8 protein-coding genes are annotated in these 14,793 nt (G+C 62.9%); 1 reads left to right on the forward strand and 7 read right to left on the reverse strand.

Going from position 1 to position 14,793, the window contains the following annotated elements:
* The first annotated feature begins 40 nt into the window (after positions 1-40).
* Positions 41-2,617 (forward strand): MXAN_6230/SCO0854 family RING domain-containing protein, encoded by a 2,577-nt coding sequence (locus ASE26_RS04235; RefSeq protein ID WP_057245653.1) that lies wholly within the window; start codon positions 41-43, stop codon positions 2,615-2,617.
* On the opposite strand, the gene ASE26_RS04240 is transcribed toward ASE26_RS04235, so the two are convergent.
* From ASE26_RS04240 to ASE26_RS04270, 7 genes are all read right to left on the reverse strand, one after another.
* A complete protein-coding gene (locus ASE26_RS04240; protein WP_082591286.1) occupies positions 2,609-5,029 on the reverse strand; it encodes a glycoside hydrolase family 31 protein in 2,421 nt (806 codons plus the stop codon). The genes ASE26_RS04235 and ASE26_RS04240 overlap by 9 nt on opposite strands.
* Complete coding sequence (locus ASE26_RS04245; RefSeq protein ID WP_055933022.1) at positions 5,016-6,281, reverse strand: sugar MFS transporter; 1,266 nt, start codon at positions 6,279-6,281, stop codon at positions 5,016-5,018. The genes ASE26_RS04240 and ASE26_RS04245 overlap by 14 nt, the downstream gene beginning before the upstream one ends.
* Before the next feature lie 23 nt (positions 6,282-6,304).
* The gene (locus ASE26_RS04250; protein ID WP_057245655.1) at positions 6,305-8,707 is read right to left on the reverse strand and encodes a GH92 family glycosyl hydrolase; all 2,403 of its coding nucleotides are present in this window, start codon (positions 8,705-8,707) and stop codon (positions 6,305-6,307) included.
* The gene (locus ASE26_RS04255) at positions 8,707-9,630 is read right to left on the reverse strand and encodes a carbohydrate kinase (protein WP_057245656.1); all 924 of its coding nucleotides are present in this window, start codon (positions 9,628-9,630) and stop codon (positions 8,707-8,709) included. The genes ASE26_RS04250 and ASE26_RS04255 overlap by 1 nt, the downstream gene beginning before the upstream one ends.
* Entirely contained in the window at positions 9,623-10,837 is a 1,215-nt protein-coding gene (locus tag ASE26_RS04260; RefSeq protein ID WP_057245657.1) for an AGE family epimerase/isomerase, read from the reverse strand. Before ASE26_RS04260 ends, ASE26_RS04255 begins: the two co-directional genes overlap by 8 nt.
* A 19-nt stretch (positions 10,838-10,856) precedes the next feature.
* Positions 10,857-11,843, reverse strand: coding sequence for a LacI family DNA-binding transcriptional regulator (locus tag ASE26_RS04265; protein WP_055933008.1), 987 nt, complete (start codon positions 11,841-11,843; stop codon positions 10,857-10,859).
* Between the two features lie 192 nt (positions 11,844-12,035).
* Positions 12,036-14,684, reverse strand: a complete 2,649-nt coding sequence (locus ASE26_RS04270) for a glycoside hydrolase family 2 protein (protein WP_055933006.1) — start codon at positions 14,682-14,684, stop codon at positions 12,036-12,038.
* Between the last annotated feature and the right edge of the window lie 109 nt (positions 14,685-14,793).

A 14,793-nucleotide genomic window follows, 5' to 3' on the forward strand; every position in this document is an offset into this window, starting at 1 on the left:
TTCCGATTCAGTTCGTCCGCTTCCCTTCTCCCCGAATTCCATGACCTTCACTGCCTCCCACGCTATCCTCCTGCGCAGGCAAGGCTTGCTGTTTATTGAAGCAGGCACTGCGTCCCTTCCCGGCAATTTCATCGAAGCTTTCGAGATCAATCTCGAGAAGCTGGGGTATGCGATTTCCACGCGTTTGCGCCATCGCCTGCAGACAATTTCCAGCGAAGCTTTGACCGTGCTGCAAGCGCAGGCCTGGAGCGTATTGGCGGAACAGCTGGGTGGACACCGGACCCACGTGCCGCTTTACCGCAGCTTTCCCGACGACGTTCCGGCGGATACCCACGGCTTGTGGCGGCAACGGGTGCTGTCCCATTTCATGCAAGCGGAAGGCCAGCCTTGCCTGCATTGCGGGCTGACGGGGACCACACACGTGCTCAATCCATGCATGCACGTGGTATGCGACCAGTGCTTTGACGGCAGCAACTACTCGGCTTGCCCCATCTGCGAACGGCAGGTCGACCGTCATTCCGCCTTCTTCAAGCCTGCGCCGATCAGGGGCACGCCAACTGAGAACGTCACACTCAAGTTGCTGGACCTTGGCACGTCCGCCGAGCAGGTGGTGCGCGAATTGTTCGTCAGCTTTTGCCAGCGTACGCAGGCCATGTCGCCTGTGGACGTGGCGGACTTGTCGGATATCGTCACCGAATACGGCCCGTTAATCCTGGCCTCGCTCCCGGCCACCATTCCGGTGCGCGAGAACATAGCGCATGTTTTCGGCACGCTGCTGCGTCATTGCGATCCTGCCATTACCCTGCCGGCCGCAGCACCCTACATGAACACCGCAACCGATGTACTGCGTTTAATCGCCTGTTATTCCGGGGCAGATCCAGGATTACTGCCGCAAACAGTCCTACGCGAGTTCACCGTCGAGGCAGCCAGGAAGAAGAAGCAATTTAGCGAACTGTATGCGCATAGCTACTACGATAGGGTCGCGTCGCTCAAGCTGCCGGTGGAAATCTACCGCTTCAAGATGGCAAAGCTTGGCCGTCCGCTCAGGCGAGCCTTGCTGGAGTTCATGGAAAACCTCATCCCGGCATCGATGATCGACGACATGCTGCGCCATCGTTCATATTGGGTCTGGCTCGGCGAGTTCCTGCATCCAGCCGAATACAAGCAGCGTTTTCCAAACGTTGCGCGGGCTTTCGAGATTGTGCGGCGCAAAGCGCCGGATGGCAGCCGTGCACCAGCCTGGCTGACGTATTACGGCAAACTGGAAGCGGCCATCAATCTCAATGATGCCGCCAGCATGACAGCCTTGCTGTTGCAGCGCCCTGGCGAACTGGCGAGACGGTTCGACCATGCACTCCGCATTGCGGGCGACGATGACGTTGCTGTCGAAGGCCTGCTGGCAGGCTTTGAGCGCTGCGCGCCAAAGTTTTCAACGCCGGTCCTCCTGACGCTTCTCGCCTTGCTGCCGACGCGTGGTGTGCAAGCCAAGTCACGCGTTTACTGGCCGAAAGGCTCCGTCGTCAACGGCATATTTGCACGTGACAAGCGGCCCGTTCTTGCGCTGGAAACAATCAAGCGCAGCGTTGCGATCGTCGAACGGGCACTGCTTGCGCGCTTTGAAAGCAAGCCGGCCATCGGCGATTTCATCATCGACTCGGCGCTGAAAACCTTCATGGTGCCGTTCAACGAACGGACCGCTTCGCGAGCGGCAATTCAGCTGTCGCGCGGCTCGACCATCGATATCGCCCCGGAAAAGACCATACGACTATTCCTTCACTGGTGCGAACCGGAGAAAGCGCACTTCGACACAGACCTGGATCTGTCGATCGGGTTCTATGACGCGCAGTGGCAGCACGTTGGAACGTGCTCCTATTACCAGCGCGTACTCCAGGGTGCGTTTGGGCAGATTGCCGTCAGCTCCGGCGATCTAACCAGTGCGCCCTTCCCCAATGGCGCGTCGGAGTTCATCGACCTGGATTGCGCCATGGCGGAAAAACATGGCATCCGCTATGCCGTGACGGTTGTGAACAATTACTCCGGCCAGGCTTTCGAGCAACTGGAGCATGCCTTTATCGGCATGATGCTGCGTAGCGATACCCAGGGCCAGCATTTCGATCCACGCACGGTCGAAATGAAGTTCAATCTGCAGGGTGCAGACGGCATCTTTATGCCAATGGCGATAGACCTGGAGTCGAAATCGCTGCACTGGCTGGATGTCTACTCGCGCGGGAAGCTCGAGTTCAATAACGTGGCCACCTCCAACACCGCAATTACCAGTATCTGCCCGACGATGATCGGCTATTTTGCCAGCGGTGTGCGAGCAAATATGTTCGACCTCGCCGTGCTCCATGCTGCGGCACGGGCGCAGCGCGTCCTCATTCGCGGGAAAGGGAATATCGTCATCGAGCGTGCTGCAGGAGAGTCGAGCCTTCAATTCCTGAAACGCTTGCGAGACGGCGACGGTGCCACAGCGGAAAAATTAGCTATTCGGCAGAGTGGTCCAGTCATGGCAGCCTTGTTCAACGGTGACATGTCCCTGCCGCCCGATGCATCGGCGTATGTATTGAAGCCCGGAGCAATGACCGGCACAATCTCCGCGAGTGATTTTTTATCTTGATCGGCTGATCTCGACCGACCCATTGACCATGTCTGGGACCTGGATCAAGGCTGCTTTCTGCGCACGGTCTACCGATGCCGCTACTGCGGCGCCAAAGGCGTGAACTTCTGGTGGTGCGTCGGATTCCCATCCATGAATATAGAGTTCCACCCCGCTCCACCACGGCCTCCAGCTTCCCTCGCGCTGTTCGAACAGTATTTTCAGGCCGGATTGCGACTCCTCACAGCGAATGTGTTGGCGCAGGAAGCTGCCGCGCTGGTAAGCCATGCTGATGCCATCGTCGGCATAAAGGTCGCCATGGCAGTCCGCGCCGGGATAGACATGCAGTTCCAGCCGCCCTTCCGGCACGAAGGCGGTGCTCTGGACCGGCGGCTGCTTCGGGATGATCGCGCCCGGTCGCACATAGACCGGCAACTGGGCGATATCCGGTTTGACCGTTTGGCTCTTGCCATCCAGGCGCCGCCCAGTCCAGTAGTCGTACCAGTCCTTGCCAGGAAGTTCAACGTTGTAATCGCCCGGCGACTCCAGCGTCGGCGATGGTGCCAGCAGCAAATCGCCGCCCACCATGAACTGGTCCTCCGAACCGCCAAGCCGGTCGCCATTTGCCAGCACTGAAGGAAAATTGAGGAAGACTGGCCGCAGCAAGGGAATGCCGCTGCGGCTGTTCTCTTCTGCAGTGGCATACAGGTACGGCAGCAACCGGTAACGCTCGGAGATGAAGCGGCGTCGGATTTCGACTTGCACGGCGTCGCCCACCCATGGTTCCTGGTCGGGCCGGCCGGTTTCCGCATGGGCGCGGAACAGCGGCATGAAGGCGCCAAGCTGGAACCAGCGCGTCAGCAGCTCCGGCGAGGGGGGCTCGCCCGCGTAGCCGCCAACGTCATTGCCAACCCAGGAAAAGCCGCTCAGGCCAAGATTGACCAGCTGCTGCATGCCCGTCTTGAGGTGCTGCCAGCTCGAGACGTTATCGCCGGTCCACGTCGCGGCGTAGCGCTGGCCGCCCGCATAGGTGGCGCGGGTCAGCACAAAGGGGCGTACGTCCGGCTGCAGCCGAGCCAGGCCTTCATAAGTGGCGCGCGAGTTGAGCTGGCCGTAGACGTTATGCATTTCGGCGTGGGAAGTGCTGCGTGGTGCAAAGTCGTCGCTCTCGATCCGGTGCACGACATCGAGCGGCATGGTTTTGCTTGGCACGTTGAAGATCGACGGCTCATTCATGTCGTTCCAGAAGCCAGCCACACCATCGCCAACAAAACCCGCATACAGGTCGCCCCACCAGCGGCGGGCCTGGACGCGGCTGAAATCGGGGAATACCGCGGCTCCGGGCCACACATCGCCAGAGTAGTATTGGCCTCCCGGCAGTTTCAGGAACAGGTCGCGTGCGGCGCCGCCGTCGTAGGCGGCATAACCCTGGCCAGGTGCATTGGCGACATGCGGGTCCGTAATCAGCACCAGGCGGATACCCTGCCCGCGCAAGTCGGTGGCAAGCTTGCGCATATCGGGGAAGGTTGCGCCGTTAACGGTGAAGGGCCGCGAACGGTCCTGGTAATCGATGTCCATGTAGACCACGTCTGACGGCATGCGTTCGCTGCGCAGGCGCTGTGCGATTGCGCGCACTTCGGCGTCGGTCTTGTAACTCCACTTGGATTGCTGGAAGCCCAGCGCCCATTGCGGCATCAGCGGCGGCGTGCCGGTCAAGCGTGCGTATTGCTGCAGCACGTCTTTCGGTGCGGGGCCGGCCATCACGTAGTAATCGACCGGGCCGCCCTCGCCGCTGATCGACAGCATGCCGCGTTCGGTCTTGCCGAAGTCAAAGGTGGTACGCCAGGTATTGTCCAGGAACAGCCCGTAAGCCTGGCCACGGTCGCTCACCGTCATGAAGAATGGAATCGTCTTGTACAGTGGATCGGTCGCCTGCGTGAACTTGTAAGTGTCCGAGTTCCACATGGTGTAGGCACCGCCCTTGCGGTCGAAGGTGCCAGTCTTGTCGCCCAAGCCGAAGACGTGGTCGTCGCCGCTCATGCGGCCGCGCATGCGGAAGCCGCCTTCTCCAGACAATGCGGAGCGGCCGGCAAGGTCGGCCAACAGCAGCTTGCCGACGCCGTCCAGTACATCCACTCGCAGCGTACGCATGTCTATGCGGGCGCCGATATGCGCAGCGCTCAACTGCAGCACATCGCTGCCGCGCGTAACGTTCAGCGGAAGACGGGTCCTGCGTGCAGCTGCGGGCACCGCCCATGAAGCATCTTCCGGCAATGTCCCGCGCCCCATGCGGATGCGCATAATGCCGCTGGCTGGCGCGGATACTTCAAGCACCACGCCTCCGCGCGACAGCACCATGCGGTCCATGGTTTCCGCGTGCAGCGCGCCGGCTGCACACAGGGCAACCATCGCCAACACACTATTGCGTCGCATACATGGACGAATACTTCGCGCCAAAGTAAAGGATAAAGGCATAGCAAGCGGCTGGCAGCATGAACGATGCCTGCACACCGATGGTATCGGCCAGCGCACCTTGTGCGAACGGCACCAGCGCGCCGCCGACAATCGCCATGCACAGGATACCCGAACCCTGGCCGGTGTACTTGCCCAGGCCGTGCAGGGCCATGCTGAAAATAGTCGGGAACATGATCGAGTTGCACAGGCCAACGGCCAGAATGGCCCACATTGCTACGCTGCCCTTGCCGAAGGTAGCCGCCAGCACGAGGCCGATCGCCACCAGCGAATTGACGGCCAGGGTTTTGCCAGGACTGGCCACGCGCATTACCACGAAGCCGATGAAGCGGCCGACCATGGCGCCCCCCCAATAGATGCTGACGTAGTGTGCCGCATCAGCATGGGCCAGCCCCGCTATATGCGATTCGCCAAGGAAGTTGATCAGGAAGCTGCCGATGCTGACCTCAGCGCCGACGTACAGGAAAATACCGATTGCGCCCAATACCAGATGGCGGTGGGCCCAGGCCGAACCGTGGCCCTCGCCCGCCAGCGACTGGTCTTCGCTGTCGGCGATCTGCGGCAACTTGGCGACCAGGAACAGCACCGCCAGCAATGCCAGCGCACCGGCCAGCGCCAGGTAAGGGCCGCGTACGGTGGCGGCATTCGCCGCGGCGCCCACTGCTGCGGCGCCGGTCGACAGGATCAGCACCCCGCCTACGGAAGGGCCGATGGTGGTGCCGAGGGAATTGAAGGCTTGCGTCAGGTTCAGGCGGCTGGACGCGGTGCGCGGCGGGCCAAGCACGGTGACATAGGGATTAGCCGCTACCTGCAGCACGGTGATTCCCGATGCCAGCACGAAGAACGCCAGCAGGAACAGGCCGTAGCCGCCGAAAGACGCCGGATAGAACAGCACGCATCCTCCAGCGGCAATCAGCAGGCCGGTGACAGCGCCCTTCTGGTAGCCGATGCGGCGGATCAGGACACCCGCCGGCAGCGACACGATGAAGTAGGCGCCGAAGAAGCAGAGCTGCACCAGCATCGCCTGGAAGTAGGACAGCGTGTAGATCGCCTTCAAGTGCGGAATCAGCACGTCGTTCAGCGAGGTAATCAAGCCCCACATGAAGAACAGCAGTGTGACGATCACCAGCGCGCTGGTGTTTGTTCCGTTCTGTGCGCCGCCCGCCGTTTGTGGGGCCGCAGCAGGCGTGGTGTTCGGTGCCATGGATGCCATGATTGTCTCCTCAATTTTTATGTTTACATGCCGGCTGGTGAGCGCGGCAGGTCGCGGCCACGCGTGCCCCAGCCAGCCGTTTCAGGCTGCGGCGCAAGCTTGAACGACAGGGTACCGGCACCTTGCAGTTGTTCCCAATCCAGCCACACGCGCGACAGCGGGCGGCCGCCCCATTGCACCGATTGCACGAAGCGGCGCTCACCCGGCTTGGCCTGCGGCGCTTCGATATGCAGCGTGCGGCCTTGCGGCAGGTCGATCTCGGCGCGGGAAAAGCGCGGCGCGTGCAGCAGGAAGCGGCCGCTGCCCGGTGTATCCGGGTACAGGCCCAGTGCGCTGAACAGGTACCAGGCCGACATCGTGCCCAGGTCGTCATTGCCGGTAACGCCGCTTGGACCGTTGCCGAACAGGGTTTCCGCCGCGCGCAGCACAGTGGTGGTTTTCCACGGCTGTCCCATCAGGGTGTACATCCACGGTGCGTGCAGGTCCGGTTCGTTGTTCGGGTTGTAGCGGAACTGGCTGTAGTAGCTGTAGGCGCCCACCACCCACGACTTGCGCACAGCCGCAGGGTCGGCCCGCACCGCGTCGTAATCGAAGAACTGGTCGAGGCGCTGCAGCGCCTTGGCCTGGCCGCCCATGGCGGCCACCAGGCCAGGAACATCCTGCGGCACCAGCCATTGGTACTGCCAGGCCGTACCTTCATGGAATCCGCGCTCGGCGCGCGGGTCGTAGCTGCCATTCAGGTCGGTGAACCAGCTACCGTCCAATACGCGTGGACGCGGGAAACCGCGCTGCCCGGTCGGGGCGTCAATCACCGACGGATCCCATACCTTACGCCAGTTGAGGGCGCGCTGCTCCAGTACCTGGGCATCCTTTGCCTGTCCGAGCGCCTTGGCCATGACCGCCAGCGAGCTGTCGGCCAGCGCATACTCCAGCGTTGCCGAAGCGCCGTGGTGCGGGTCGATGTCCATGCCCTTGGCGACAAAGCCGCGGTCATACTGGACGAAGCCCTGGCTCAGGTAATTTGGATTGCCGGCGCGGCCTTCAGCGCGAATGCGCGAAGGCGGCACGCCAAAGGCGTTCTCGCGCAGCGCGGTGTAGGCTTCGCGTTCACGCCCCTTCAGCGCGCCAAAGCGCCACAGGTCGACCAGGAACGGAGTGACCGGATCGCCGGTCATCACGTTGCTGTCGAAATTGGCGTAGCCCCAGCGCGGCAGCCAGCCGCCCTGCTCGCGGATCTTGAGGACCGAATTGGCGATATCGCGCGAGCGCTGCGGGCGCAGCAAGGCTAGCAGCTGGTTCTGCGCACGGTAGGTGTCCCACAGCGAGAAGAATTCGTAATAGGTCCAGTCTTTGGCGCTATGCAGTGCATTGTCATAGCCGCGATAACGGCCGTCGGCATCGCTGCCGGTCAGGGGCTGCAGCAGCGCGTGGTACAAGGCGGTGTAGAACACGGTACGGTCATCGCTGCTGCCGCCCTCGATGCGTACGCTGCCCAGTTCCTTCTGCCACGCTGCCTGCGCCTGTGCCCGCATTGCGTCGAAAGTGAGCGGCTTGCCAGCCGCCATGCCTTCGGCCTTCAGGTTGATGCGCGTGCCTTCGGCATCGACGTGCGAAATAGCGCTGACCGCTGTCACGGCTTGCCCGCCCTTGAGGTCGAAAGTCAGCCAGGCACCATGTGGGCGGCTGTCGCCTTGCTGGCTCGGGCCTTTCACTCCCGGCCAGCCGCCGCGGTCATCCCAAATGCCGCTAGCGACGAAAGGCTGGTCAAACACAATGCGGAACCAGGTCGTATATTGGGCGCCGCCGCAGAAGCTTTTGGTGACGATCTTGCCTTCGACACTGCGGTCATCCAGCACGCGCACCTCGCTGCCGACCACGGAATGGCGTTCGTTGGCCTGGCCCAGGTTGAGCAGCACATGGCCGCTGGCGGTGCCGGCGGCAAAGGTATAGCGCTCGGCAGCCGCGCGGGTCAGTGCGGTGGCTTCGGCGGTAATGCCGCCATAGCTGGTGAGCTGCACCTTGTAGTAGCCGGCCTGGCCAATCTCGCCATCGTGGCTGTAGTTTGCGCCGTAGCGCTTGTTGTTGAAGCTCTCTGCCTTCTTGGTGTCGAAGTCACCGCCAGGTCCGATGCTGCCGGTGACCGGCAGCACCGAAAGCTGGCCCCCCTGCTCCCAGCAACCGGCGCCGGACAGGAAGGAATGGCCAAAGCCGCGAATGCGCGCGTCGCTGTAATGCCAGCCGGCATAATGCTCGCCGGTCGGGCTGACCTGGATCATGCCGAAGGGTGCCGAGGCGCCGGGGAAGGTATTGCCCTCATCCTGGGTGCCGATGAAGGTATTGACCGGCATATCGGCCGGTGCTGCGGCAAGCGGCAGCGCGAATGCCGCCAGCAAGACAGAGCAAAATGTAAACCGGATTGCTTTCATTACGCTGACGTTCCTTCCAGTAATTCGAATAGCTGCTGCATGGCCGCAGGCGGCGGCGGGGTGGCGCCGGATTGCAGGCAGGCGGCGGAGCCGGCAGCCAGCGCCGCATGCAGGTGGGACTGCAGCGAACGCCCCGGATGGCGTGCGAAACTATGCAGCAGGCCGGCCACGCTGGCGTCGCCTGCGCCGACCGTATCGATTACCGCGACTGCCGGCGCACGTGCATCGGCGCGCTGCTCGCCATGGAACAGGCTCGCGCCCTGGCCGCCGCGTGTCAGCAGGCAGAATGCGGAAGGCGCGGCGGCGCGCAGCTGCTGCAGCGCTGCATCCAGCGCGACGCCGGGGACCAGTCCTCGCAAGTCGTCGTCGGAAACCTTGATCACGTCGGCCAGCTCCGCCATGCTGCGCAGGGTCGGCGCATAGCGCTCATCCATCAGGTTGCGGTAGTTCGGGTCGTAGCTGATGGCCACGCCCTGCGCTTTCAGTTTTTCAGCCAGCGCCACCAGGTTCGATGCCAGTGGCTCGCGCGCCAGGCTGATGCCGCCGAAATGCGCCCAGCGCAGGTCGCGCGACCAGTATTCCGGCAGCGTCGCCGGATCGAAATGCAGGTCGGCGCTGTCGTCGCCGATAAAGAAGTAGCGCGGCGGCTCGCCCTGTTCCACGATTGCCAGCAGCGGTGAGCGTTCAACGCGCTGCAGCAGGCGCAGGTCGAGGCCGACGGCTTCGCTGGCGGCCCACAGCGCATCGCCGAACCGATCGCGGCTGATGGCGCCTGCGAAGGCAGTGCGTTCGCCCAGAACGGCCAGCGCGCGCGCCACATTCCATACCGAGCCGCCAACGCGGCTCACCCAGCGCTCGTCGCCCTGGTGAATCATATCGGTCAGCGCCTCTCCGGCGCACAGCATCAACGGTGCGTCATGCATGGTCGGCGGCCCCCAGCACAGCCACGATGTCGTAGCAGGCGCCCATGGTGTGGTAGTCCACCTTGCCAGCCGGGCTCTTCTCGTCGCTCAGCTTGCGGTTGTCGCCGGACAGGATACGGTACCAGGCACCGTGTTCGTGGTCGACGAAGTGGGTCCAGCTATAGGCCCACAGGCGCTCATACCAATCCCAGTATTCGGCGCTGCCGGTGCGTTTGGCCAGCATGGCGGCGGCCGCAGTGCTCTCGGCCTGCACCCAGAAATACTTGTGCGGATCGCATACCGTCAGGCCTGGTGCCAGCGAATAGCACAGGCCACCATGTTCGGCATCCCAGCCCTTGCCTGTTGCAGCATGGAACAAGCGCTCCGCGGTCGGCAGCAGCCAGCCCAGGTCCTTGTTCAGCACACTGCCGCGCGCTTCCAGTTGCAGCAGCAGCTTGGCCCATTCGGTGAAATGGCCCGGCTGGTAGCCCCATGGGCGGAACAGGTTTTCCGGATCGTCGATATTGAAGCGCCAGTCCGGCTGCCAGTCGGCGTCGTAGTGCTCCCAGATCAAACCGCCGCAGCGGGACGCCTGGCGCTGGGTGATGTTGTAGGCCACGGTGTAGGCGCGTTCCAGGTAGCGCCGCTCGCCGGTTGCCTGGTGCGCTGCCAGCAGCGCTTCGCAGGCGTGCATATTGGCGTTCTGGCCGCGGTAGCTCGAAAGCACGCTCCAGTCGCGGGTCGCCTCGTCGGCGTACAGGCCTGCCCGCTCGTCCCAGAAGTGCTTTTCCATCAGTTCGAAGGTCTCGCCGATCCATGCGCGCGCCTCTTCGATGCCCGCCATCGTGGCGTGCGAATAGGCGAGCAGCACGAACGCCTGGCCGTAGGCGTGCTGGGTACCATCCTCCACCTCGCGCCCATCCAGCATCCAGGCATAGCCGCTACCGCCTGGCTCGCGGTGCACTTCGCGCAGGAAGCGCAGCGCATGGCGTGCGCCTTCCAAATAGGCCGGATCATGGAAATGGCGGTAAGCCATGGCATAGGTGAACACGAAGCGCGTGCTGCTGACCAGGTGCCGGTGCTGCGCATCGTAGACGGTGCCGTCGTCCTTGAAGTAGTGATACAGGCCGCCGGCCGGATCGATTGCGCGCGGATGATAGAAGCGCATGGTGTGGCGCGCGTGGTCGAGCAGGACATCCGGGTCGCGGAAATTCGGGAGTGTGGTCATGTTGGTCCTGGTGGGTACGCTAGTCGTCGCAACTGCTTTCGCGCACGATCAATTCGACTGGCATGGTTATCTGGGAGGGGGCTTCTTCCGGTCTTTGCAGCAGCAGTTCGATCCCCGCCCGTCCCAGGTCTTCCTTGTCGACGTGGATGGTGCTGAGCGGGGGGATGGCGGCGGCCGCGCTGCTGATATCGTCGAAGCCGACGATTGCGATGTCATGCGGGATCTTCATGCCCTCGTTCAGGCAATGCTTCATGGCGATCAGCGCCGTGCTGTCGTTGTAGCAGAACAGCGCGTCCGGCCGTTTTGGAAGGCCGAGCAGGCTGCGCATGGCTTCCACCACGGCTTCGTCGCCCTCGCCCATGGTGGGAACAATGACTTCCAGGTCCGGGTCGGCAAACACCTTGGCATCGAATAGCGCCTGGCGGAAACCGCGATTGCGCTGCTGGATGCTGTAGTGGGCCAGTGAGCCTGACATCATGGCGATGCGCTTGCGGCCGCAGCGCAGCAAATGCTGGGTGGCCAGGTAGCCGCCGCGCACATTGTCCGGATTGATCGAGGTGAAACCGCGGCGGTGCATGTCCACCAGCACGATGGGCTTGCCGGATTGCTGCAAGGCCGCCAGTACTTCCGGCTCGAAGAAGCCTGCGCACAGGATGGCATCCGGCTGGTGCACGCGGATCAGGCCCTGCACCGGTTCGGCCGGTCCCACTGCGATAAAAGACAGCGCAATGCCCTCGCGCCGGCAAGCCGCCTCGGCGCCATGCAGCACCGGGGAATAGAACTGGCTCGATGCCAGCGTATTGTGCTGGCTATGCAACAGGAAGGCGATCCGGCGAATGCGCCCTTTCTTGAGCTGTCCGAAGTCATAGCCCATTTTCTCGGCGGCCTGGCGCACCTGGTTGCGGGTCACCTCGGTCATGCCGGCCTGGTTCTTCAGCGCACGCGAGACCGTGCCAATCGATAGCCCGGTGGCTTCGGCGATGTCGCGCAAAGTGACCTGGCTCACGGCTGCACCTCCTGGCGGGAGTTCAAGTGCATGAAGGGAGTCTCCAATGTTCAGTTTAATAAACGCCTCTTTGAGCGCTTCCAGGTGCCTGGCGTGTGCCGGTTTGGGCGCCTGCACATGGGTAAGTTTTATATCAGCCGCCTTTTGCAGGCGTCAACAAGAGCAGTAAAAAATTAGATCTTTTAGCTTGTTTTAGTAAACACGCACCTCGCCAGCCAATGAGCGCAGGCGCAAGGACTTGCGCAGCGCCGGGAGGCTGGCTTTGGACGCGATATGCAAGGCCACCGGTTCGCCGGGCAGCAGCGTCATTGCGTTATCGGCAATCTCGGCGTCCGCGTCGCCGAAGTCGATCCACAGGGCGCGCGTGAGGTTCGCGGCACGCAGCTCAAGCGTGAAGCCGCTTCCGTCGCGGCGCAGCTCCGCCTTCAGGCCAGGATCGGGCCAGCCCATGTCCTTCGCGGCCTTGAAGTACACCACTCGGCGCGAGGCGGGCTCGCCCTCCGCCTGCAGGTCGAATACGGCGACTGTTGACGCAGGGTCCGCATCACCCAGCAATTCCAGGTCGGTATAGCTGGCCAGCTTCGTCGCCGACAACGGTGCCAGTTCAACCGGTTTGCGCTCCTCACGCAGCGGCGTGCCATCAAGCGTCATGAGCCGCAGGCGTAATTCGCCGCGCACGGCGTGCGTGCGGTCATTGAGCAGGCTGATGGAAGTCCTGCCTTCGGCGCTGCGCAGCGCGGCTACGGCAACCGGGGCGTAGAAACGGCGCGCGTGGAAATGCAGCGCCTTCCAGCGCCCGAACCAATCCACGCTCGACCACGAGGCGCCTGGCCAGACATCATTAAGCTGCCAATACAGCGTGCCCATTGTGTATGGCCGGCTGGCGCGGTGGTGCAGCGCCGCCAGCTCGATGCCTTCCGCCTGCGCCGCCTGGCCAAGATAGACGAAGCTGGCAAAGTCCTTCGGTTCGCCAAACTCGTAGTTCACGTACTTCATCAGCCGTTCATTACCCTTCCCGGCCAGGAATTTCTGGTGCGCCTCGATGACTGGCGAGGCAATACCCTGCTCGCCGCGACTGGCGAAGGCGTCAATCGTGCGCTGCACCGGCCACGCCTGCAGGCCGTACTCGGACATGAAGCGCGGCGTGATCTCCAGGTACTTCGAAGGCGGGTGCGCCGGGTTGCCCCACACTTCCCAATAGTGCATATCGCCGCTGGCCGGCGTGTTTGCCACCTCGGCCAGGTCGTCGCTGGGCGAACTGGCCCAGTAGGCGATACCGCCACCCTCTTCTGCCACGACCTTGCGCAGGCCGGTGCCGAAAAGCTGCACGTAACCGTTCCAGACTTTGCTGGCGAAGGCGGGATCGGCTGCCATCATTTCCTTGCCGGGGCCCCAGTACTTCCAGGCGATTTCTTCCTCGTTGTTGCCGCACCAAAGTGCGAGACTCGGATGGTTACGCAGCCGGCGCACGTTGTCACGGGCTTCCGCGAGCACGTTGGCGCGAAAGGTGTCGTCATATGCCGGCGGCATGCCGCCGCCGAACATGAAATCCTGCCATACCATCAGCCCCAGTTCATCGGCGAGATCGAAGAAGTCTTCGCTCTCGTAATATCCGCCGCCCCAACTGCGCAGGAAATTCATGTTGGCGTCGCGTGCTGACTGAAGCACGCGGCGCAACTGCCCCTTGCTCACGCGCGGCTGGAACATATCGAACGGAATACTGTTCGCGCCTTTGGCGAATACTGGAATACCGTTGACTTCGAAATAGAAGCTCCTGCCCTTGTCATCCGGCTCGCGGCGTAAGGCGATGCTGCGCAAGCCGGTGCGGGCGCTGGCTTTGGCAATGGCGGCCTTGCCATCGCTGACTTCAACCTCGAAGCGATACAAGGGCTGTGCGCCGTAGCCGTTAGGGAACCAGCGCTGCGGGCGGTCGATGCGCAGCGGCAGTTCAATGCGGTTGCCACCTGCGCGTAGCCCGACGCGGCGTAAGGCCGCCAGCGAGCGCTTGCCGCCGGGCGCGGTTTGCCACAAGCGCAGTTGAAACGCGCCATCGCGCACCGCATCGACAGAAACGACTGCCGCAATATCGGCACGCGCTTCATTAACGTGATCCTGCCGCAGCTGCAGGTTATCGATGCGCGCCGCATCCCAGCTTTCCAGCACGACCGGCTTCCATATGCCCGCAGTAACGTAGCGCGGGCCCCAATCCCAGCCGTAGTGATAGCCGGGCTTGCGCACGAAGTTGCCGGTCATCGCATCGGGCGGCTCATCGCCAAAGGGGGAAGGATAGTTTCCCGCCAGCTTGCGCGGCATGGCTCGAACAGCCGGCAGCAGCCTTGTAATCGGTGAGCGCAAAATCACACGCAGCTCATTGCCTTTTGCGCGCAGCCTGCCCTGCACGGGAATGCGCCAGGTGCGGAAGGTATTGTCGGCATCGAACAGCTTCTCGCCATTCAGCCAGACCTCGGCGAAGGTATCGAGGCCCTCGAACACGAGGTCACTGCGCGCCGCCTGCTTCAACGCATCGAAATGCGTGCGGTACTCCCAATCGGCGAGGCCGATCCATTGCAAACCGGCCTCCGGGGCGCCGACGTACGGATCAGGGATCAGCTTGCGGGCGAACAGGTCGCTGTGCACCGTTCCCGGCACCTTTGCAGAATGCCAAGGCAAGGCTTCGGGATGCGCGGCGAGCTGCGTGTTGCCGGGCAGGAGGCGGAAGCTCCAGCTATCGCCGATGACGGTGCGGACCGGCGTAGCCGCCGACGCGACCGCTGCCACCACCGTAAGGCAGAGGCCCAGCAGCAGGGCCGCCAGGGAGCGCCAGTACAGGTGCGTGCTCATGGCATCGCGCCAACGATTGCAAGCTTGCTGATTCGGTTGTGCTGGTTCATTGCGGCACCCAAAACAGGAAAAAACCTCCCCTGCCGCGAAGCGCGGGGAGGAAGGAGGG

It is taken from the genome of Duganella sp. Root198D2 (assembly GCF_001428585.1).
GTDB lineage: Bacteria > Pseudomonadota > Gammaproteobacteria > Burkholderiales > Burkholderiaceae_D > Rugamonas.